This is a genomic window from Microbacterium sp. MF43 (assembly GCF_012847295.1).
Taxonomy (GTDB): Bacteria; Actinomycetota; Actinomycetes; order Actinomycetales; family Microbacteriaceae; genus Microbacterium.
In genome coordinates this window covers 330,619-349,615 of record NZ_JABBDY010000003.1, presented here as the reverse complement: position 1 = coordinate 349,615, position 18,997 = coordinate 330,619, and the positions used below count along the sequence as shown (strand labels likewise).

At 70.0% G+C, this 18,997-nt stretch carries 20 protein-coding genes; 6 read left to right on the top strand and 14 right to left on the bottom strand.

Annotated features, from left to right (window positions below):
* Window positions 1–54: 54 nt before the first annotated feature.
* Genes HF323_RS10065 through HF323_RS10055 form a run of 3 tightly spaced genes read left to right on the top strand, consistent with a single transcriptional unit; the run spans window position 55 to window position 1,877 of the window.
* Window positions 55–522, top strand: a complete 468-nt coding sequence (locus HF323_RS10065) for a MarR family transcriptional regulator (protein ID WP_169582449.1) — start codon at window positions 55–57, stop codon at window positions 520–522.
* On the top strand, window positions 519–1,169 hold the full coding sequence (locus HF323_RS10060) for a hypothetical protein (RefSeq protein ID WP_169582448.1): 651 nt from the start codon (window positions 519–521) through the stop codon (window positions 1,167–1,169). Before HF323_RS10065 ends, HF323_RS10060 begins: the two co-directional genes overlap by 4 nt.
* Before the next feature lie 21 nt (window positions 1,170–1,190).
* A complete protein-coding gene (locus HF323_RS10055) occupies window positions 1,191–1,877 on the top strand; it encodes a TRIC cation channel family protein (protein WP_169582447.1) in 687 nt (228 codons plus the stop codon).
* A gap of 45 nt (window positions 1,878–1,922) precedes the next feature.
* On the opposite strand, the gene leuA is transcribed toward HF323_RS10055, so the two are convergent.
* Entirely contained in the window at window positions 1,923–3,683 is a 1,761-nt protein-coding gene (gene leuA / locus HF323_RS10050) for a 2-isopropylmalate synthase (RefSeq protein WP_169582446.1), read from the bottom strand.
* A gap of 241 nt (window positions 3,684–3,924) precedes the next feature.
* Between leuA and HF323_RS10045 the strand changes: the two genes are divergently transcribed.
* Window positions 3,925–4,569 (top strand): hypothetical protein, encoded by a 645-nt coding sequence (locus tag HF323_RS10045; RefSeq protein WP_169582445.1) that lies wholly within the window; start codon window positions 3,925–3,927, stop codon window positions 4,567–4,569.
* A gap of 6 nt (window positions 4,570–4,575) precedes the next feature.
* Here the strand turns inward: HF323_RS10045 and era are convergent, their stop codons facing one another.
* The 12 genes from era to HF323_RS09985 form a co-directional block, all read right to left on the bottom strand.
* On the bottom strand, window positions 4,576–5,472 hold the full coding sequence (era, locus tag HF323_RS10040) for a GTPase Era (protein ID WP_169582444.1): 897 nt from the start codon (window positions 5,470–5,472) through the stop codon (window positions 4,576–4,578).
* Window positions 5,469–6,833, bottom strand: coding sequence for a hemolysin family protein (locus HF323_RS10035; RefSeq protein WP_169582443.1), 1,365 nt, complete (start codon window positions 6,831–6,833; stop codon window positions 5,469–5,471). Before HF323_RS10035 ends, era begins: the two co-directional genes overlap by 4 nt.
* The gene (gene ybeY, locus HF323_RS10030) at window positions 6,830–7,300 is read right to left on the bottom strand and encodes an rRNA maturation RNase YbeY (RefSeq protein WP_169582442.1); all 471 of its coding nucleotides are present in this window, start codon (window positions 7,298–7,300) and stop codon (window positions 6,830–6,832) included. The genes HF323_RS10035 and ybeY overlap by 4 nt, the downstream gene beginning before the upstream one ends.
* A complete protein-coding gene (locus HF323_RS10025; RefSeq protein WP_223169349.1) occupies window positions 7,297–8,325 on the bottom strand; it encodes a PhoH family protein in 1,029 nt (342 codons plus the stop codon). The genes ybeY and HF323_RS10025 overlap by 4 nt, the downstream gene beginning before the upstream one ends.
* Before the next feature lie 40 nt (window positions 8,326–8,365).
* Complete coding sequence (locus tag HF323_RS10020; protein WP_169582440.1) at window positions 8,366–8,713, bottom strand: HIT domain-containing protein; 348 nt, start codon at window positions 8,711–8,713, stop codon at window positions 8,366–8,368.
* 47 nt (window positions 8,714–8,760) lie between these two features.
* Window positions 8,761–9,495 (bottom strand): 16S rRNA (uracil(1498)-N(3))-methyltransferase, encoded by a 735-nt coding sequence (locus tag HF323_RS10015; protein WP_169582439.1) that lies wholly within the window; start codon window positions 9,493–9,495, stop codon window positions 8,761–8,763.
* Between the two features lie 3 nt (window positions 9,496–9,498).
* Complete coding sequence (dnaJ, locus tag HF323_RS10010; RefSeq protein ID WP_169582438.1) at window positions 9,499–10,614, bottom strand: molecular chaperone DnaJ; 1,116 nt, start codon at window positions 10,612–10,614, stop codon at window positions 9,499–9,501.
* Between the two features lie 54 nt (window positions 10,615–10,668).
* Window positions 10,669–11,709 (bottom strand): heat-inducible transcriptional repressor HrcA, encoded by a 1,041-nt coding sequence (gene hrcA, locus HF323_RS10005; protein ID WP_169582437.1) that lies wholly within the window; start codon window positions 11,707–11,709, stop codon window positions 10,669–10,671.
* A gap of 92 nt (window positions 11,710–11,801) precedes the next feature.
* The gene (hemW, locus tag HF323_RS10000; RefSeq protein ID WP_169582436.1) at window positions 11,802–13,019 is read right to left on the bottom strand and encodes a radical SAM family heme chaperone HemW; all 1,218 of its coding nucleotides are present in this window, start codon (window positions 13,017–13,019) and stop codon (window positions 11,802–11,804) included.
* 7 nt (window positions 13,020–13,026) lie between these two features.
* Window positions 13,027–13,677: a DUF1990 family protein gene (locus HF323_RS09995; protein WP_169582435.1), complete on the bottom strand. Its 651-nt coding sequence runs from the start codon at window positions 13,675–13,677 to the stop codon at window positions 13,027–13,029.
* 10 nt (window positions 13,678–13,687) lie between these two features.
* On the bottom strand, window positions 13,688–15,538 hold the full coding sequence (lepA, locus tag HF323_RS09990; RefSeq protein WP_169582434.1) for a translation elongation factor 4: 1,851 nt from the start codon (window positions 15,536–15,538) through the stop codon (window positions 13,688–13,690).
* A gap of 30 nt (window positions 15,539–15,568) precedes the next feature.
* Window positions 15,569–16,732 carry an aminotransferase class I/II-fold pyridoxal phosphate-dependent enzyme gene (locus HF323_RS09985; protein WP_169582433.1) on the bottom strand — a complete coding sequence of 388 codons (1,164 nt, stop codon included), beginning with the start codon at window positions 16,730–16,732 and terminating at the stop codon, window positions 15,569–15,571.
* Between the two features lie 40 nt (window positions 16,733–16,772).
* Here HF323_RS09985 and HF323_RS09980 point away from each other — a divergent pair, with 40 nt between their 5' ends.
* Together HF323_RS09980 and rpsT are read left to right on the top strand one after the other, a co-directional pair.
* Entirely contained in the window at window positions 16,773–17,495 is a 723-nt protein-coding gene (locus HF323_RS09980; RefSeq protein WP_169582432.1) for an alpha/beta hydrolase, read from the top strand.
* A 110-nt stretch (window positions 17,496–17,605) separates the two neighbouring features.
* A complete protein-coding gene (rpsT, locus tag HF323_RS09975) occupies window positions 17,606–17,866 on the top strand; it encodes a 30S ribosomal protein S20 (RefSeq protein ID WP_169582431.1) in 261 nt (86 codons plus the stop codon).
* An 80-nt stretch (window positions 17,867–17,946) separates the two neighbouring features.
* Here rpsT and holA read toward each other — a convergent pair whose 3' ends face one another.
* Window positions 17,947–18,984, bottom strand: a complete 1,038-nt coding sequence (gene holA, locus HF323_RS09970) for a DNA polymerase III subunit delta (protein ID WP_169582430.1) — start codon at window positions 18,982–18,984, stop codon at window positions 17,947–17,949.
* Window positions 18,985–18,997 lie beyond the last annotated feature (13 nt).

Sequence of the window (18,997 nt, the reverse complement as noted above, 5' to 3'; positions counted from 1 at the left end):
GGCGCGGCGGCGCCCCGCAGGCCCAAGGTCGACTTATCGTGTACACTATTCACTATGTCTGGTGTTCAGCTCCTCGACGCGCTGCTCGCCCTGACGGCCGTTCTGCAGGCGGACCAGGAGCGGGAACTCGATCGGCGTGGCCTGACGCCGTCGCGCACCCACCTGCTGTGGGTGCTGCACCACGGCGGTCCGGCGACCCAAGCACATCTCGCGCATGCCCTCGACGTCACGCCCCGCCACATCACCACCCTCGTCGACGCGCTGGAGGCGACCGGATTCGCCCGCCGCGAGCCGCACCCCACCGACCGGCGCGCGGTGCTGGTGAGCCTCACCGAGCGCGGTGCCGAGGTCATGCGGTCGATGGACGACGAGCACGACGCCTTCGGCGCCGCGCTCGTCGAAGGACTGGACGACGCGACGGTCGAGGCATCCATCCGCGCCGTCGAGCACGTGCGCGGCCGCCTCGAACACCTGATCGCCGAGAATGAGCGGTCGCTCGCAGAAAGGGACGAAGGCCGATGACGGAACTCGCTCCCCCGACCGCCGCGGCACCGCGGCGCGGCCTGGTCGCCCGCATCATGACACTCAGCCAGGCGGCCTGGCGTGCCGAGGTCGGCATCTGGAAGAGCCTGTACCGGTGGACGTTCCGACGCCCGCGGGTTCCTGCCGGGGCATCCGGATTCGCCTACCACTCCCCCGTCCTCACGATCCTCGTGGTCTTCATCGTGCTGTCGGCGATCGAGATCCCGATCATCGACCTGATCGTCCACGACATCGCGTGGCTGCGCATCCCCCTGCTCGTCCTGGGGATCTGGGGGCTCACGTGGATGATCGGCCTGCTGCTGAGCTTCTTCACCCGACCGCACGCCGTCGGGCCCGACGGGATCCGGGCCCGATCGGGCGCGGACGTCGACATCGACCTGCCGTGGGACGCCGTCGCCAGCGTCGAGAAGTCGCACGTCGTCGTCGAGAAGGCGCCGAAGATCCGCGAGGAGGCGCACGGCCGCACCCTCGCCTTGCGCATGCAGAACGAGACGAATGTTCTCGTGGTGCTCGAGCGCCCGGTGCGCACGGGTCTCGGTGGGTCCGAGGTCGAACTCGACGCGGTGCGGCTGTGGGTGGACGACCTCGACGGCTTCATGACGGCGGTGCGCACCCACATCCCCTGAGCCCCGGCCGACAATGGTGGGGTGGACGCGCCGATCATCGTCATCCCCCTGTGGGCAGACCTCACCGCCGTCGGCCTGGGCGGCATCCAGGGCGCCCTCTTCGCCTCGGGCTTCCGCGGGCAGCGGCGCCTCGATCTGCTGGGGGTCGCGATCATCGGCATCGTCGTCGGCATCGGCGGCGGCCTGATCCGCGACCTGCTGCTCAATGTGACCCCCGTCTCGCTGCAGAGCAACTGGTACCTGCTGACGGCGACGGGAGCCGCCCTCATCGGCATGCTGCTGGCGGGCGTGTTCCAGCGCCTCAACGCCGTCATCGTGGGCCTCGATGCCCTCGTCATGGGGATGTTCGGCGCGCTGGGCACGAGCAAGGCGCTCTACCTGGGGCTGCCGCTGGTGCCCGCCGTGTTCGTCGGGGTCTGCGCCGCGGTCGGCGGCGGCATCCTGCGCGACATGATCATGGGCCTGCCCGTGGCGATCATGCATGTCGGCTCGCTGTACGCGGTGGCCGCAGGCGCCGGATGCCTCGTCCTCGCCGGCGCGAACGCGTTCGGCGCCGACCTGGTCGTCTCGGCGATCGTGTGCGTCATCGTCACCACCGTGATCCGGCTGCTGGCCGTGATCTTCGACATCTCGCTGCCTGAGCAGCGTGCCCTCTACCGTCGGAAGGTCGCGGTCGAGACGTCGACCATCCCCATCGTGAAGTCCTGAATCCGGCCCGGGCGGCGCGATCGAGCCCGGGCCGGGCCGAGGAACTCACACGCCGGCGAGGGCTCCCGAGCGCTCGCGCGTGCGGATGGCGCGGTTGACACCGGAGACGATGGCCTTGAGGGACGCCGTCGAGATGTCCCCGTCGATGCCCACGCCCCACAGCCGCTCGCCGTCGACCTGCAGCTCGACATACGCCGCCGCCTGCGCGTCGCCGCCGGAGCTGAGCGCATGCTCGACGTAGTCGTACAGCGTGACATCGAAGCCCTGGGCGCGCACGACCTCGAGGAAGGCCGCAACCGGGCCGTTGCCGTGTCCGGACGCGTCGTACCGCTCATCGCCGTCTCGCAGCGTGACGTCGAGCGCGACGTCGCCCGACATGTCGCTGCGCGTGCTGGTGGCGAGCAGTTCGAAGCGGCCCCAGCGGTCGTCGGCGTTCTGCGAAGGCAGGTACTCGTCGGTGAAGATGGCCCAGATCTGATCGCTCGTGACCTCGCCGCCCTCGGCGTCGGTCTTGGCCTGCACGACTCCGGAGAACTCGATCTGCAGCTTGCGGGGCAGGTCGATCGCGTGGTCCGTCTTGAGCAGATAGGCGACGCCACCCTTGCCGGACTGCGAGTTCACGCGGATGACGGCCTCGTAGGAGCGGCCCAGGTCCTTCGGATCGATGGGCAGGTACGGCACGGCCCAATCGATCTCGTCGACGGACACGCCCTCGGCGGCAGCGCGCGCCGCCATCGCCTCGAAGCCCTTCTTGATCGCGTCCTGGTGCGATCCGCTGAACGCCGTGAACACCAGGTCACCCGCCCAGGGGCTGCGCTCGTGCACGGGCAGCTGATTGCAGTACTCGACCGTGCGCTTGACCTGATCGATGTCGCTGAAGTCGATCTGGGGGTCGATCCCCTGCGTCAGCAGGTTGATGCCCAGCGCGACGAGGTCGACGTTGCCGGTGCGCTCGCCGTTGCCGAACAGGCACCCCTCGATGCGGTCGGCGCCGGCCATGTAGCCGAGCTCCGCGGCTGCGATGGCCGTGCCGCGGTCGTTGTGCGGGTGCAGGGACAGGATGACGTTCTCGCGGTGGGCCAGGTGGCGGCTCATCCACTCGATGGAATCGGCGTACACGTTCGGGGTGGCCATCTCGACCGTCGCGGGCAGGTTGATGATCACCTTGCGCTCGGGCGTCGGCTCGAAGATCTCGATCACCTGGTTGCAGACGTCGACTGCGAACTCCAGCTCGGTGCCGGTGTAGCTCTCGGGCGAGTACTCGTAGTACACCGCGGTGTCGGGCACGCGCTTCTCGAACTCGCGGCACAGCCGCGCGCCTTCGAGCGCGATATCGATGATTCCCTGGCGGTCGGTGCGGAAGACGACCTCGCGCTGCAGCACGCTGGTCGAGTTGTAGAGGTGGACGATGGCCTGCTTGGCACCTTCGATCGACTCGTAGGTGCGCTCGATGAGGTGCGCGCGGGCCTGAGTGAGCACCTGGATGGTGACGTCGTCGGGGATGAGGTCTTCCTCGATCAGCTGGCGCACGAAGTCGAAGTCGGTCTGGCTCGCCGAGGGGAAGCCGACCTCGATCTCCTTGTAGCCCATGCGCACGAGCAGGTCGAACATGATGCGCTTGCGCTCGGGGCTCATCGGGTCGATGAGCGCCTGGTTGCCGTCGCGCAGATCGACGGCGCACCACCGCGGCGCCGTCGTGATGCGCTTGTCGGGCCACGTGCGGTCGGGCAGCGAAACGGCGATCTGCTCGTGGTACGGCCGATACTTGCGGATCGGCATGCCCGAGGGCTTCTGGGTGTTCTCCATGATGTGTCGTTCTTCTCTCGTCGAATGGCGGGCCGACGACAAGCTCCGCGACGAGGAGGGCCCTAGATCGAGGCCTCGTCGCGGCGGCTAAGGAGAAGCAGCGAGCCTGCACGCATGCGCCCAGGTTACACCCGTCCGCGGGCACGGAGCGAACCGCGTGTGTCGAGGCGGCGGACGGATGCCGGGGCATCCGTCTCCAGATCTCCTGAGACGATGCCCGTACCGCCGACACTCCACGGGTATGACACGTCATCGTCGACCTCTGGTCCTCGCGCTCGGCGCGGCATCCCTCCTCGCTCTGGCCGGGTGCGCGACACCCGCCGGGTCGACCCCCTCCCCTGCGTCGGACGCCCCCGCCGGCGCGTCGCTCGGCTCGCTGTGGCCCGCGCCACCCGAGGGGGATGTCGTCGCCCAGGGAACGGTCATGGACGTCGGAGGCGACGCCGAGCTGTGCCTCGGCGCCGTCGCCGAGTCCTACCCGCCGCAGTGCAGCGGCATCCCCCTCACGAACTGGACGTGGGAGGGCGTCGACGGCTCGGAATCATCCGGCGACACGACGTGGGGCGCGTACGCGGTGCAGGGCACCTACGACGGCGAGCAGTTCACCGTGACCCAGCCTCCGATCATGCTGGCGCTCTACGACCCGATGGTGCCCGAGGATCCGACCGCGGGAGAGCCCGGCGCGGGCGAGGAGGCGGAGCTGCTGGAGATCCAGGAGGAGCTTCCCGACATCCTCGGCGAGGCGTACCTGAGCTCGTACCCCGAGAACGGCTGGCTGTGGATCGACGTCGTGTGGGACGACGGCACGTGGCAGGATGCCGCGGACGACGACTACGGCGACGACAAGGTCGTCATCCGGTCGGCCATGCGACCGGTCGAGGGCTGAACCGGCTCAGAAGCCCAGCCGGCCGAGCTGCTTCGGGTCACGCTGCCACTCCTTCGCGACGCGAACGTGGAGCGACAGGAAGACGCGCGTCCCGACGAGCGGCTCGATGCCGGCGCGCGCACGCTTGCCGACGTCGGCCAGCCGCGACCCCTTGCGCCCGATGATGATGGCCTTCTGGCTGTCGCGCTCCACGACGATGTTCGCGTAGATGTCGGTGAGATCGGAGTCCTCCCGGGGGGCCAGGTCCTCGATCGTCACGGCGATCGAGTGCGGAAGCTCGTCGCGCACGCCCTCGAGGGCGGCCTCGCGGATGATCTCCGCCACCCGATCCTCGAGCGACTCGTCGGTCACCACATCGGCGTCGTAGAGCGCCGGTCCCTGGGGCATGAGGACCAGCAGCTCGTCGGTCAGCACGTCGAGCTGCTCGCGGGTCAGCGCGGAGAGCGGGATGACGGCGGCCCAGTCCTCGCGGAGCGAGTCGACCTCCATGAGCCGCTCGGTGATCTGATCCCGCGAGGCCGCATCGGTCTTGGTGACGATGGCGACCTTCTTCGCCCGCGGGTACCCGTCGAGGGACTGCGCGATCCGCCGGTCTCCGGGCCCGACCTTCTCGGTCGCCGGAACGCAGAACCCGATGACGTCGACGTCGCCCAGCACCTGCTCCACGAGGCTGTTGAGCCGCTCGCCCAGCAGCGTGCGCGGCTTGTGGATGCCGGGGGTGTCGACGATCACGAGCTGCCCGCCGGGACGGTTCAGGATGCCTCGGATGGCGCGCCGCGTCGTCTGCGGCTTGTCGCTCGTGATCGCGACCTTCTCACCGACGAGGGCATTGGTGAGCGTGGACTTTCCGACGTTCGGACGCCCGACGAACGTCACGAACCCGGAGCGGGACTCATCGGTCATGGGCGCTCACCTTTCCTGGGGGCGCGCACCTCTCCGGTGCGCGGTGTGACCACGCGGAGCTCGTCGGTCCGCGGCGCGCGGGCAGAAGCTCCCTCGATCGCGTCGAGCGACTCGCTGCGTTCGACGAAGACGGTGGAGATGCCGCGGCCTCGGCCGCGCGACGCGCCGCCGGTCATGACCAAGCCGCCGTACTCGGCGGTCGCCCCGGGCTGCGGCACGCGCCCCAGGGCCTTGCCGAGCAGTCCGCCGATCGAGTCGACGTCCTCGTCCTCCAGGTCGATGCCGAACAGGTCGCCGACCTCGTCGAGACCAAGCCTCGCGCTCACACGGAAGTGGCCGGGCTCGAGCTCGGTCACCTCGTCGCCGCGCGGGTCGTACTCGTCGGCGATCTCGCCCACGAGTTCCTCGATGAGATCCTCGAGGGTCACGAGGCCGGACACCCCGCCGTACTCGTCGACGACCAGGCACACGTGCACGGCATCCCGCTTCATCTGCTGGAGCAGCGTCTCGGCCTTCATCGACTCCGGCACGAAGACCGCGGGGCGGGCGATGCGGCTGATGGGCGCATCGCGCCAGCCCGCCTCGTCGCGGAAGCCGAACTGCACCAGATCCTTCAGATAGAGCACGCCGACGACGTCGTCGGCCTCGTCGTCGACGATCGGCACCCGCGAGATGCCCTTGTCGAGGAAGATGGCCATCGCCTCGCGGGTGGACGCCGAGGCATCCACCGTCACCATGTCGGTCCGAGGCACCATCACCGCGCGCACGAAGGTGTCGGTGAAGTCGAACACCGAATGGATGAGCTCGCGGTCGTCCTCTTCGATGAGCTCGTTCTCGGCCGCCTCGTCGATGATGCTCAGCAGCTGCTCCTCCGACGCGAACGACGAGCTGCGCCGGATCCCGGGGGTGATCCGCGTGCCGAGCGCGACGAGCCCGTGAGCGAGCGGCCCCAGCAGGATGCGCACGCCGCGCACGATCGGCGCGGAGCCGCGCAGCAGTCCCTTCGCGTGCTGACGGCCCACATTGCGCGGGCTCGCGCCGACGACGACATACGAGACGCCGGTCATGAGCGCCGCGGCCGCGAGCATCGCCCACCAGATGGAGTCGAAGAGCAGAGTGAACGCGACCGTGACCAGCACGGCCGCCGTGGTCTCGGCGAGGACGCGGATGAAGATCACCGCGTTGGCGTGCGCCTCGGTGTCGTCCGCGATGCGCCGGAGCGCGCCGGCGTTGCGGCCGGACGTGCCCAGTTCGGCCAGGTCGGCACGCGAGGTCACGCCGAGGGCGGCGTCGATCGCGACCATGAGGGCGCCGAAGGCCAGGAGGAGCGCCGCGGCGACGAGGAGCAGCGCTGCGGTCATGCGCGATTTCGGCGACGCTCGACGGCCTGGAAGGCCGTGATGAGCTCGCGCTGCAGCCCGAACATCTCGCGCTCCTCCTCCGGCTCGGCGTGATCGAAGCCGAGGAGGTGCAGCAGGCCGTGCGTCGTGAGCATCACGAGCTCGTCCATCGTCGAGTGCTTGGCGGCCACCGCCTGGGTCTCGGCCACCTGCGGGCACAGCACGATGTCGCCGAGGAGGCCTGCGGGGGTCGGCATGTCGTCCGTGCCCGGACGGAGCTCATCCATCGGGAAGCTCAGCACGTCGGTGGGCCCGGGCTCGTCCATCCACTGCACGTGGAGGGCCTCCATCGCGCCCTCGTCGACGAGGAGGATCGCCACATCGGCGTCGGGGCTGACGTGGAGCTCCGCGAGATTGTTCTCCATGAGCCGCAGCAGCACCGTCTCGTCGACGGCGATGCCCGACTCGTTGCTGATCTCGATGGTCATGAGCGTCCTCGCTTGGGCATGTGGTCGCGCGGGCCCTGCGGGCGCAGGCCCGCTCGCCGCTCGGCGCGGTTGGCGAACTCGGATGCCTCGTCCCTCTCGCGGCGCGCGGCGAGACGGCGCTCGTCGTACTCGCTGTACGCATCGACGATGCGCCCGACGAGCGTGTGGCGCACCACGTCGTCGCTGGTGAGGTAGGCGAAATGGATGTCGTCGATCTCGCCGAGGACGCGCGTCACGAGCCGGAGACCCGACGCGCCCTGCGGCAGATCGATCTGCGTGATGTCGCCCGTCACGACCATGCGCGTTCCGAAGCCCAGGCGCGTGAGGAACATCTTCATCTGCTCCGGCGTGGTGTTCTGCGCCTCGTCCAGCACCACGAACGAGTCGTTGAGCGTGCGCCCGCGCATGTACGCCAGCGGCGCCACCTCGATCGTGCCGGTCGCCATGAGCTTCGGCACCAGCTCGGGATCCATCATCTCGTTGAGCGCGTCGTAGAGAGGGCGCAGGTACGGGTCGATCTTGTCGGTGAGCGTGCCGGGCAGGAAGCCCAGCCGCTCCCCCGCCTCGACCGCCGGGCGGGTGAGGATGATGCGACTGACCTCCTTGCGCTGCAGCGCCTGCACGGCCTTCGCCATCGCGAGGTAGGTCTTGCCGGTGCCGGCCGGACCGATGCCGAACACGATCGTGTTCTCCTCGATCGCGTCGACGTACGCCTTCTGCCCGAGGGTCTTCGGACGGATGACCTTTCCTCGCGACGACAGGATCGCCTCGCCCAGCACCTCGGACGGCCGCGGGCCGCCCTCCGTGCGCAGGATGCGGCTCGACGACGCCACGTCGGAGGGATCGAGCCCCTGGCCGGCCTTGGCCATCGCGAGCAGCTCATCGACGAGCGAGCGGGCGGCGGCGACGGCATCCGCCTCCCCGGTCAGCGTGATCTCGTTGCCCCGCACGTGGACATCGACGTCGGGGTGCTCGCGCTCGACGACGCGGAGCAGACGATCCTGGGGGCCGAGCAGCTGCACCATGGCCACGCCGTCGGCATAGACACGGTCGATCGTAGGTTCGTCAGGCACCGAGGCTCTCTTCTTCGAGTCCTCCTGCGAGCACATGAGCGTGCACGTGGAAGACGGTCTGGCCCGCGTTGGGGCCGGTGTTGAACACCAGGCGGAAGTCTCCGTCGGCGTGCTCCGCCGCGAGGCTGCTGGCGAGGCCGATCAGCTCGGCGAGGAGATCGGGGTCACCGGCGGCGAGCTCGACGACGTTGCGGTACTCCTCGCGCTTGGGGATCACGAGGAGGTGCACGGGCGCCTTCGGAGCGATGTCGCGAATGGCGAACACGTTCTCGGTCTCCGCGATGATCTCGGACGGGATCTCGCCGCCCAGGATGCGCGTGAAGATCGATGGCTCGCTCATGCCGCAAGTCTACCGACGGGCCACCCCGCCGGGACGGGCGACGGGCCTCACCAGCGACCGACCGCGGCGCTCACCACGGCCAGGGCCGCGGGTCCCGCCGTCGACGTCCGCAGCACGCTGTCGCCGAGTCGTACGAGGTCGGCGCCGCTCTGCGCGAACGAATCGAGCTCTTCGGGCGCAATGCCGCCCTCGGGCCCGACGACGAGAACGAGGTCCCGGTCGTCGCCGGTGACCACGAGGCCGGCGAGCCGCTCGTCGCCGGTCGGCTCGAGGACGAGCCCTCGCGACGCCGCCAGCCGCGCCGTCAGCTGGCCGGTGGTGACGAGCGGGCCGACCTCGGGGATCCAGGCGCGATGGGCCTGCTTGGCCGCTTCGCGGACGATCGTCGCCCAGCGGGCGCGACCCTTCTCAGCCTTCGCGGCATCCCAGCGCGAGACGCTCCGCGCCGCCTGCCACGGCACGATCTCATCCACGCCGAGCTCGGTCGCCGCCTGGATCGCGAGCTCGTCGCGGTCGCCCTTCGCCAGGGCCTGAACCAGAACGATCCGGGGGCGGGGTGCCGGGGCGTCCGTCCGCCTCTCGATCCTCACAACCACCTCACGAGACGCAACCGACTCGCAGCGACCCGTGAGCCAGGCACCGCGACCGTCGCCGACGGTCACCTCCTCACCCACGCGGACCCGCCGCACGGTCGCGGCGTGATGCGCCTCCGACCCCGTGAGCACGACCGCGTCGCCGGGCGCGGCGTTCGTGGCCTCGTCGAGCACGAAGTGCAGCGCCACGGATCAGCCGTTCCGGAACCGGTCGCGCAGCTTGGCGAACAGACCCTGGTGGAATTCCGCGAGCCGCGGGCTCGGAGCCTTGGTGCGCTTGGCGAAGTCCTCGATCAGTGCGCGTTCCTTGTGGTCCAGGCGCGTGGGCGTGACCACGTGCACGCCCACGCGCAGGTCTCCGCGCTGCGATCCGCGCAGCGGGGTGATGCCGCGCCCCTTGATCGTGAGCACGTCCCCTCCCTGCACGCCGGGGCGCAGTTCGAGGTCGACGGGTCCGTCGAGCGACTCGATCGTGGTCGTCGTGCCGAGGATCGCGTCGGGCATCGACACCTCGAGCGTCGCAAGCAGGTCGTCGCCGTCGCGGCTGAAGACCTCGTGCGGCGCGACCGTCACCTCGATGTACAGATCGCCGTTCGGACCGCCGGCCGGACCCACCTCGCCCGAGCCGGGCAGCTGCAGACGGAGTCCGGTCTCGACGCCGGCGGGGATGTCGAGCGACACCGTCCGGCGTGCACGGACCCGGCCCTGACCCTGGCACGTGGCGCACGGGTACGGGATCGTCGTTCCGTAGCCCTGGCAGACGTTGCACGGCTGGTTCGTGAGCACGTTGCCGAGGAGGCTGCGCACCTGCCGCTGGACGTGACCGGTCCCGTGGCAGATGTCGCACGTCACCGGCTGCGTGCCCGGCTGGCAGCACGACCCCTGGCACGTCTCGCACAGCACCGCGGTGTCGACCTCGATGTCGCGGTGGACGCCGAAGACGACGTCGCCGAGCTCGAGGGTGACGCGTACGAGGGCGTCCTGGCCCCGCTCGCGTCGCGAGCGCGGCCGCACGCCGCGGCCGCCCCCGCCCGCTGCGCCGAAGAACGTCTCGAAGATGTCGTTGAAGCCTCCGAAGCCGCCCGCTCCGCCGAAGGGGCTGTCTCCGCCGCCCATGTCGTAGCGTCGCCGCTGCTCGGGGTCGCTCAGGACGTCGTAGGCGTGCGTGACGAGCTTGAACCGCTCGGATGCCTCTTCGCCGGGGTTCACGTCCGGGTGGAGCTCGCGCGCGAGACGCCGATAGGCCTTCTTGATCTCGTCGACCGTGGCGTCGCGCGAGACGCCGAGGACCTCGTAGTGGTCAGCCACATTCGCCTTCCTGCCCGCGCCGCGGCGCGGGGATCGTGGGGGTGCGCGTCCGCGTCAGCGGGAGCTCTCGTCTTCCTCGAGCATTCGCGTCAGATAGCGCGCGACGGCGCGAACCGCCGCGAGGTTGGTGGGGTAATCCATGCGAGTCGGGCCCATCACGCCCACGCGGGCGCGCGCGCCGGTCGCGTCGTAGTCGCTGGCGACGACGGATGCCTCGGCCAGCCCGAAAGGCTCGTTCTCGCGCCCGATGCTGGCGGCGAGGCCCTTCTCGTCGGCGACCATCTCGCCCATGAGCCTGAGGATCGTCACCTGCTCCTCGATGGCCTCGAGCAGAGGGTAGATGCTCCCACGGAAATCCGCTTCGCGTCTCGCGAGGGTGGCGCTGCCCGCCATGACGAGCCGGTCCTGGCGGAACTCCTCGAGCTCCTCGGCGACGACCCGCACGATCTCGGCGGTCGCCGCCTGGTGGGGTGCGGCGGTGGCGGGCGCGTTGGCGAGGTGGTCGGCGATGCGCTGCAGTCCGTCGCGCACCGACCGGCCGACGAGGAGCGTGCCGAGTTCGGCGCGGATGCGCGCCAGGTCGGCGTCGTCGAACTCGTCGCGCACGAAGGCCATGCGCTGCGAGACACGGCCCGTGTCGGTGACGACGATGACCAGCATCCGTCCCCCGCCCAGCTGGACCAGCTCGACGTGCGTGACGTTCGCACGCGCGAACGACGGGTACTGCACGATGGCGACCTGGCCGGTGAGCTGCGTGAGCGCGCGGACCGTGCGCGCGAGGACATCGTCGAGATCGCCCGGGCCCTCGAGGAACGACGTGATCGCCGTGCGCTGCGCGCTGCTCAGCGGCCGGACCTCGGCGAGGTGGTCGACGAACACGCGGTAGCCCTTGTCGGTGGGCACCCGACCCGACGACGTGTGCGGAGCCGTGATGAGCTCTTCGTCTTCGAGCAGGGCCATGTCGTTGCGGATGGTCGCGGCGGACACGCCGAACGCATGCCGTTCGACGATCGCCTTGCTCCCGACCGGCTCTCGCGTGTCGACGTAATCCTCGACGATCGCGCGGAGCACCTGCAGGCCACGGTCGCTGACCATCCCGCCTCCTCACACCGGCCTGGCACTCGCATGACTGGAGTGCCAATTCTACCGGATGGCCTGGACTGCGGCCGAGAGCACCGCCGCGCCGGTCACGCCGTGAGCGCCCGCACGACGGCGTCCGCGAGCAGGCGGCCGCGGCGCGTGAGGACGATGCGACCGTGGACGGCCGCGGGGCCCTCGATCAACCCGTCGGCGATGAGGGATGCCACGGCACGCCGCCCTTCGCCCAGCACCTCCGAGACAGGCAGGCCTTCGCGGATGCGCGTGCGCAGGAGGATGTTCTCCAGCGTGCGGGCCTCGATGTCCGGAACCTCGCGTGCGGCCGCAGGCGACGCGCCCGCCGCCAGCCGCTGAGCGTACGCGGCCGGATGCTTGACGTTCCAGAATCGGACGCCGGCGACGTGGCTGTGGGCGCCTGGGCCGAAGCCCCACCAGTCCGTGCCGCGCCAGTACGCCAGATTGTGACGCGACCGCTGAGATTCCTCGCGCGCCCAGTTCGACACCTCGTACCACTCGAAGCCGGCGCGCGACAGCTGCTCGTCGACGAGCTCGTACATGTCGGCCTGCAGGTCGTCGTCCGGTGCGGGCACCTCGCCACGGCGGATCTGGCGGGCGAGCTTCGTGCCGTCCTCGATGATCAGCGCGTAAGCCGAGATGTGGTCCGGTTCGAGCTCGATCGCCGTCTCCACCGACCTGCGCCAGTCGTCGAGCGCCTCCCCCGGCGCGCCGTAGATCAGGTCGACGCTCACGTCGAGGCCCGCGGTGCGCGCAGCGGCGACGGCGGTCCGCACGTTCGCCGGGTCGTGCGTGCGATCCAGCGCCGCCAGCACATGCGGCACCGCCGACTGCATGCCGATGGAGAGCCGCGTGACGCCGGATGCCGCGAGCTCGGCGGCGACCGCGTCGGTGACGGTGTCGGGATTGGCCTCGACCGTCACCTCCGCGCCGTCGGCCACGCCGAAGGCCCCCCGGACGCCCTCGAGCATGCGCCCGAGGTCGCCGGGCGGAAGCAGCGTCGGTGTGCCGCCGCCGAAGAAGACCGTGCTCGCGGGCCGGAGGGGGCCGGCGCCGGCCAGTACGACGCGAGCCAGGTCCACTTCGCGCAGCAGCGTGTCGGCGTACTCGTCCTGCCGGGCGCCGCGGAGCTCCCCCGACGTGTACGTGTTGAAGTCGCAGTAGCCGCAGCGGACGCGGCAGAACGGGACGTGCAGATACACGCCGAAAGGGGTCTCCGAATCGACCGAGACTCCGGGCGGAAGCGAGCCGTCGGCGGGAACCGGCTCGCCCAGCGGAAGCGCGGAACCCATCAGCGGTTCACGCGGGCGTCGCGTACAGGGGCGAGATCGCGCGGAGATACCGCGTGAAGAGCTCACGACGCCGGCGTCGCATCAGACCGGGGAACATCCGGTACATGAGCGCGGACGGCGCGTCGAAGGCGCGCACGGTGAACCACACCTCGTCGTTGTCGTGCCACTCGAGCATGAAGGACTCCTCCCCGCTGACCACCGACTCGCCGACGGTGCCCAGGGCGAAGCCGATGCGCCGCGGCTCCTCGATCGCGAAGATCACACGCAGCTCGGCGTCGGCGCGCAGGCCCTTGACCCGCCCGTCGACCCGGATCGTCGTGCCGCCGGCCACGTACGGCGTGCCGTCGGCGTCGTACCGCAGGTCGGCCTCCGAGCGGCTCGGCGCGATGGGATGGCCCTCGGCGTCGAAGCTGACGCCGGAGTACATCGGCCCCGCCGCCGGCCGCACGTCGGAGATCTCCAGACCCGCACCGCGCTGCGCGGTCCACGACATCAGCGCCTCGCCCGCACCCTGGAAGCGCGCCTCGCCGCTGCCGATGCGCCACGACTCCTCGGCCGGAATGCTGCGCTCCGGCGGATAGGTCATGAGGTCGGGCGCCTGCGTCGCCCCCACGGCGGCATAGTCGACCGTGTCGTCCCGGAAATTCCCTCGACGCATGTCGACCAGCCTACTTCGAGGCCTTCCCTTCGACGTCTCCCGACAGCGCGGCGATGAACGCCTCCTGGGGGACCTCCACGCGGCCGACCATCTTCATGCGCTTCTTTCCCTCCTTCTGCTTCTCGAGCAGCTTGCGCTTTCGGGTGATGTCGCCGCCGTAGCACTTGGCGAGGACGTCCTTGCGCATCGCGCGGATGTTCTCGCGCGCGATGATGCGGGCGCCGATGGCGGCCTGGATGGGGACCTCGAACTGCTGGCGAGGGATGAGCTTGCGCAGGCGCTCGGTCATCATCGTGCCGTAGGCGTACGCCTTCTCTCGGTGCACGATCGAGCTGAATGCGTCGACCTTGTCGCCCTGGAGCAGGATGTCGACCTTCACCAGGTCGGCCTCCTGCTGTCCGCTCGGCTCGTAGTCGAGGCTCGCATAGCCCTGCGTGCGCGACTTCAGCTGATCGAAGAAGTCGAAGACGATCTCGCCCAGCGGCATGTTGTAGCGGAGCTCGACGCGTTCCTCGCTGAAGTACTCCATGCCCAGGAGCTGACCGCGGCGCCCCTGGCACAGCTCCATCACGGTGCCGACGTAGTCCTTGGGCAGCAGGATCGCGGCCTTGACCATCGGCTCGGAGACGCTCGCGACGCGGCCGTCGGGGTACTCGCTCGGGTTGGTGACGATGACCGTCTCCCCGGTGTCCGTGAGGACCTCGTAGACGACGCTCGGTGCGGTGGTGATGAGATCGAGGTCGAACTCCCGGGAGAGACGCTCGGTGATGATCTCGAGGTGCAGGAGGCCCAGGAAGCCGCAGCGGAAGCCGAAGCCCAGGGCGACCGAGGTCTCGGGCTCGTACTGCAGCGAGGCATCCGACAGCTTGAGCTTGTCGAGGGCTTCGCGCAGGTCGCCGTAGTCGCTGCCGTCGATCGGGTAGATGCCCGAGAAGACCATCGGCTTGGGATCGGTGTACCCGGGGAGCGCATCGGAAGCGGGCTTGCGGTGGGTCGTGATCGTGTCGCCGACCTTCGACTGGCGCACGTCCTTCACGCCGGTGATGAGATAGCCCACCTCGCCGACGCCGAGGCCCTTGGTAGGCACCGGTTCGGGGCTCGAGACGCCGATCTCGAGCAGGTCGTGCGTCGCCGTCGTCGACATCATCTGGATGCGCTCGCGCGGGGCGAGCTTTCCGTCGACCATGCGGACGTACGTCACGACGCCACGGTAGGAGTCGTAGACGGAGTCGAAGATCATGGCGCGAGCGGGGGCATCCGCGTTCCCCTGGGGAGCCGGGATCTGCTCGACGATGCGATCCAGGAGGGCCTCCACGCCCATTCCCGTCTTTCCACTCACCCGCAGGACGTCGTCGGGATCGCCGCCGATCAGGTTCGCCAGCTCTTTGGCGAACCGATCGGGGTCGGCCGCCGGAAGGTCGATCTTGTTCAGCACCGGGATGATGTGCAGATCGTTCTCGAGGGCCAGATAGAGGTTCGCGAGCGTCTGCGCTTCGATGCCCTGCGCCGCGTCGACGAGCAGGATCGCGCCCTCGCACGCCGCGAGGGAACGGCTGACCTCGTAGGTGAAGTCGACGTGACCGGGCGTGTCGATCATGTTGAGCGCGAACGTGCCGTCGCTCGTCTGCCACGGCATGCGGACGGCCTGGGACTTGATCGTGATGCCGCGCTCGCGCTCGATGTCCATGCGATCGAGGTACTGCGCGCGCATGTCACGGTCGGCGACGACGCCCGTGATCTGCAGCATGCGATCGGCCAGCGTCGACTTGCCGTGGTCGATGTGGGCGATGATGCAGAAGTTGCGGATCAGCTCGGGAGGGGTCGCAGACGGCTCGAGAGGCTTCAGGGCGCGCGGTGACATATCCCGACGATTCTACGGGTGAGGCGGGCCTCAGCCCTGCGCGTGCGCTGAGTCCCCGGGCGCGGGCAGCCGGCGCAGTCCCGTGAGCAGCTGCTCCCGGTCGCTCGCGACGCACACGCGGATCCATCCTTCGCCCGACGCGCCGAACGCGGAGCCCGGGGCGACCGCGACGCCCGCTTCGTCGAGGAAGCGCTCGCACCACGCCACGACGTCGCCCCCGGAGGCGTGGGAGACGTCGATCCACAGGTAGAAGGCCCCCGTCGGCGTCAGGTACCGGATGCCCAGCTCGTCGAGCTGCGCCGTCGCCGCGTCGAGGTTGGCGCGGTAGTGCGCGGCGGCCCGGACGACGTCCGCCTGATCGCCGGCGATCGCGGCGGCGGCCGCCCGCTGCGACGGCGCGTCGACGCAGCTGACGATCGACTCCTGCACCCGCAGCATGGTCGGACGCCACCCCGGCGGCGTGACGAGCCAGCCGACGCGGGCGCCCGTCATCGCGTAGGTCTTGGAGGTCGAGAACACCGACAGCACGCGGTCGTCTCTATCGAGGCTCTGCAGGCTCGTGTGCGGCGCACCCCAGGTGAAGCGCTCGTAGACCTCGTCGCTGATCACCCACAGGTCGTGGCGCCGCGCGAGGTCGAGGAGGGACTCCAGCGTGGTCCGGTCGAACGTGGAGCCGAGCGGGTTGGACGGCGAGTTCACGATGATCGCGCGCGTCCGCGGCGACACGAGCGCCTCGACCTCGGCGAGGTCCGGCTGGAACCCTCGCTCGGGTCGCAGAGGGTAGGGCACCGGGACCGCCTGCAGCAGCCGCGCGTTCATGGTGAAGGTCGTGTAGCCCGGGTCGGGGACGAGCACCTCGTCCCCCTGGGCCAGCGTGAGGGCCATCGCCATGTGCAGCGCCTGGGTCGCCCCCACGGTCACCCAGACCTGCTCGAGGTCGACCGCGACGGCGTTCTCGCGGGCGAGCTTGTCGACGATCGCCTGCCGCAGCACCGGCAGCCCGCCGTTGGGCGTGTAGCGCAGGTCTCCGTCGAGCCACGCGTCCGCGGCGATCTGGCGGACACCGCGGCCGACGAGCTCGCCCGGCTCCCCCACCGCGAGGATGATCGTGCCCGGTCGGCGCAGTGCCCGCTCCAGGATGTGCCGTACGCCTGACCCCGGCATCCCGGCGATGTGCGGTGCGATCTCGGGCATGCCGCCATGCTACGTCCGGGCCGGCCGCTAGCCTGGGCGCATGGTCGTGCAGGTCGTGCTCGTGCACGGGATCCGCACGTCCGCCACGATGTGGCGATCGCAGGTCGCGTACCTCGAGGAGCGCGGCAACCCCGTCACCGCCGTCGACCTCCCGGGCCACGGCTCGCGCATGACCGAGGAGTTCACCATCGACGGCGCGTTCGCGACGATCGATGAGGCGGTGACGGATGCCTCTGCCCGCGGCCCCGTGCTGCTGGTGGGCCATTCGATGGGCGGCCTGCTCTGCATCGAGTACGCGGGCGCCCAGAGCCGTCCGCCGGTGGCGGGATTCATCGCGGCATCCTGCACCGCCATCCCCCGGGGGGTCGGTCTGGCGGCATACCGCTTCCTGGCGAGAAGCTTCGACTCCCTCCCCGACCGCGGGATGTGGCTGACGAACCGGCTGCTGGACCGGATCCTCCCCGACGAGACCCGCGACGACTTCGGCGCCGGCGGCTATGCCCTCGACGCGCAGGACATCGCGCTGGGCAGCCTCTCGGTGCTCGACCTGCTCGCCGCCCTCGAACGCATCGACGTGCCGCTGTGGTTCGTCAACGGCCAGTACGACCAGCTCAGGGTCAACGAGAGACTCTTCACCAGGATCGCCCCGCACGCCGAGCTGATCGTCTTCCCGCGGACGACCCATCACGTCACGGTGATGCGCCCGCGGGTCTTCAACGCCGTCCTGAACCTGGCGATCACGACGCTCGGGCAGACCTGTTAGACTCGGTGATTGGCTTGCGTGCGGGGTCCCACCTCCGCGCGACGCCGCGAGCGGCCCCTCTACCCGTAACGCGGCAACTCCCAATCCATCAACACGAAAGATCTTCACCCGTGGCGAACATCAAGTCGCAGATCAAGCGCAACAAGACCAACGAGAAGGCGCGCGAGCGCAACAAGGCCGTCAAGAGCGAGCTGAAGACCGAAGTGCGTCGCACCCGCGAGGCCGTCGCCGCCGGTGACAAGGCCGCCGCCGAGAAGGCGCTGCGCAAGGCGACCAAGAAGCTCGACAAGGCCGTGAGCAAGGGCGTCATCCACCAGAACCAGGCCGCCAACCGCAAGTCGGCGATCGCCAAGCAGGTCGCGGCGCTCTGAGCCCGCTCGGATCTGTTTCGAAGGCCCGTCCCTCCGGGGGCGGGCCTTCGGCGTCGACGCCCGGATCGCCGGGGCGGCGGTCAGGAACCGTAGGGCGCGCGCGTCGCGATCACCGTGACGAGTCGCTCGAGCGCGAACACCGAGTCCCGCGACCCGCCCTTGACCTCGGCATCGGCACGGGCGGCGGCCTGAATGGCCATGCCGAGGGATGCCTCGTTCCACCCCGACAGGTCACGGCGCGCGCGATCGATCTGCCAGTCCTTCATGCCCAGCCGCCCCGCAAGGGCGGCGGCCGGCTCGCGGCTGCCGGCGACGCGCGCCATGGTGCGGAGCTTCATGGCGATCGCCGCGACCAGAGGGACCGGATCGGCGCCTGACGCCAGGGCGTGCCGCAGGGCGATCAGAGCATCGCCGTACCTTCCCGCGATCGCCGTGTCGGCGACCGTGAAGGCCGACGTCTCGACGCGTCCGCCGTAATAGCGCTCGACGACCTGCTCGGTGACGTCGCCGGGCACGTCGGCGATCAGCTGCTGGCACGCCGCAGCGAGCTCGGTGACGTCGTCGGCGAACGCCGACACGAGGGCGCGGAGGGCCGGCGGCGCGATGCGCTTCTTCGCCGCCTGGAACTCCCCTGCGGCGAAGTCGTAGCGATCGCTGTCGCGCTTGATCGCCGGGCAGGCGATCTCGACGCCCCCTCCGTCTCCAGCGCGGATGGCGTCGAGGAGCTTCTTGCCGCGCACGCTCGCGCCGCTGTGACGCAGGACCACGGTGGCACCATCTTGCGGAGCGGCGAGGTAGGACACGGCCTCTGAGAGGAACGCGTCGGAGCACTTCTCGACCCCCGTGACGCGCACCAGGCGAGGTTCGCCGAACAGCGAAGGCGAGGTGACGGCCAGCAGCGATCCGGGCGCGTAGTCGTCTGCCCGCAGATCGGACACCTCGAGGCTCGGGTCCTCTGCGCGGAGGAAGTCGCGCACTGCGGCGATCGCGCGTTCGGCGCAGACCTCTTCCGGCCCCGACACGAGGACGATCGGGGCTGGCTGGGGGGACCGCCACGACAGCTGGGGGATCGTGCTGCGCGCGGCCTTCGCGGGTGCGCGTCGCGCGGTCGGTGCCATGACTCCAGCCTAG

Coding starts and splice junctions, on each gene's coding strand:
- lepA (WP_169582434.1), bottom strand. CDS start 15,538: ATGTCACCGCGCGCCCTGAAGCCTCTCGAGCCGTCTGCGACCCCTCCC.
- HF323_RS10020 (WP_169582440.1), bottom strand. CDS start 8,713: ATGAGCGAGCCATCGATCTTCACGCGCATCCTGGGCGGCGAGATCCCG.
- HF323_RS09985 (WP_169582433.1), bottom strand. CDS start 16,732: ATGCCCGAGATCGCACCGCACATCGCCGGGATGCCGGGGTCAGGCGTA.
- HF323_RS10025 (WP_223169349.1), bottom strand. CDS start 8,325: ATGGTGCAGCTGCTCGGCCCCCAGGATCGTCTGCTCCGCGTCGTCGAG.
- HF323_RS10065 (WP_169582449.1), top strand. CDS start 55: ATGTCTGGTGTTCAGCTCCTCGACGCGCTGCTCGCCCTGACGGCCGTT.
- HF323_RS09980 (WP_169582432.1), top strand. CDS start 16,773: ATGGTCGTGCAGGTCGTGCTCGTGCACGGGATCCGCACGTCCGCCACG.
- hemW (WP_169582436.1), bottom strand. CDS start 13,019: ATGGGTTCCGCGCTTCCGCTGGGCGAGCCGGTTCCCGCCGACGGCTCG.
- HF323_RS10035 (WP_169582443.1), bottom strand. CDS start 6,833: ATGACCGCAGCGCTGCTCCTCGTCGCCGCGGCGCTCCTCCTGGCCTTC.
- HF323_RS10045 (WP_169582445.1), top strand. CDS start 3,925: ATGACACGTCATCGTCGACCTCTGGTCCTCGCGCTCGGCGCGGCATCC.
- hrcA (WP_169582437.1), bottom strand. CDS start 11,709: ATGGTCAGCGACCGTGGCCTGCAGGTGCTCCGCGCGATCGTCGAGGAT.
- HF323_RS09995 (WP_169582435.1), bottom strand. CDS start 13,677: ATGCGTCGAGGGAATTTCCGGGACGACACGGTCGACTATGCCGCCGTG.
- era (WP_169582444.1), bottom strand. CDS start 5,472: ATGACCGATGAGTCCCGCTCCGGGTTCGTGACGTTCGTCGGGCGTCCG.
- ybeY (WP_169582442.1), bottom strand. CDS start 7,300: ATGACCATCGAGATCAGCAACGAGTCGGGCATCGCCGTCGACGAGACG.
- leuA (WP_169582446.1), bottom strand. CDS start 3,683: ATGGAGAACACCCAGAAGCCCTCGGGCATGCCGATCCGCAAGTATCGG.
- holA (WP_169582430.1), bottom strand. CDS start 18,984: ATGGCACCGACCGCGCGACGCGCACCCGCGAAGGCCGCGCGCAGCACG.
- HF323_RS10060 (WP_169582448.1), top strand. CDS start 519: ATGACGGAACTCGCTCCCCCGACCGCCGCGGCACCGCGGCGCGGCCTG.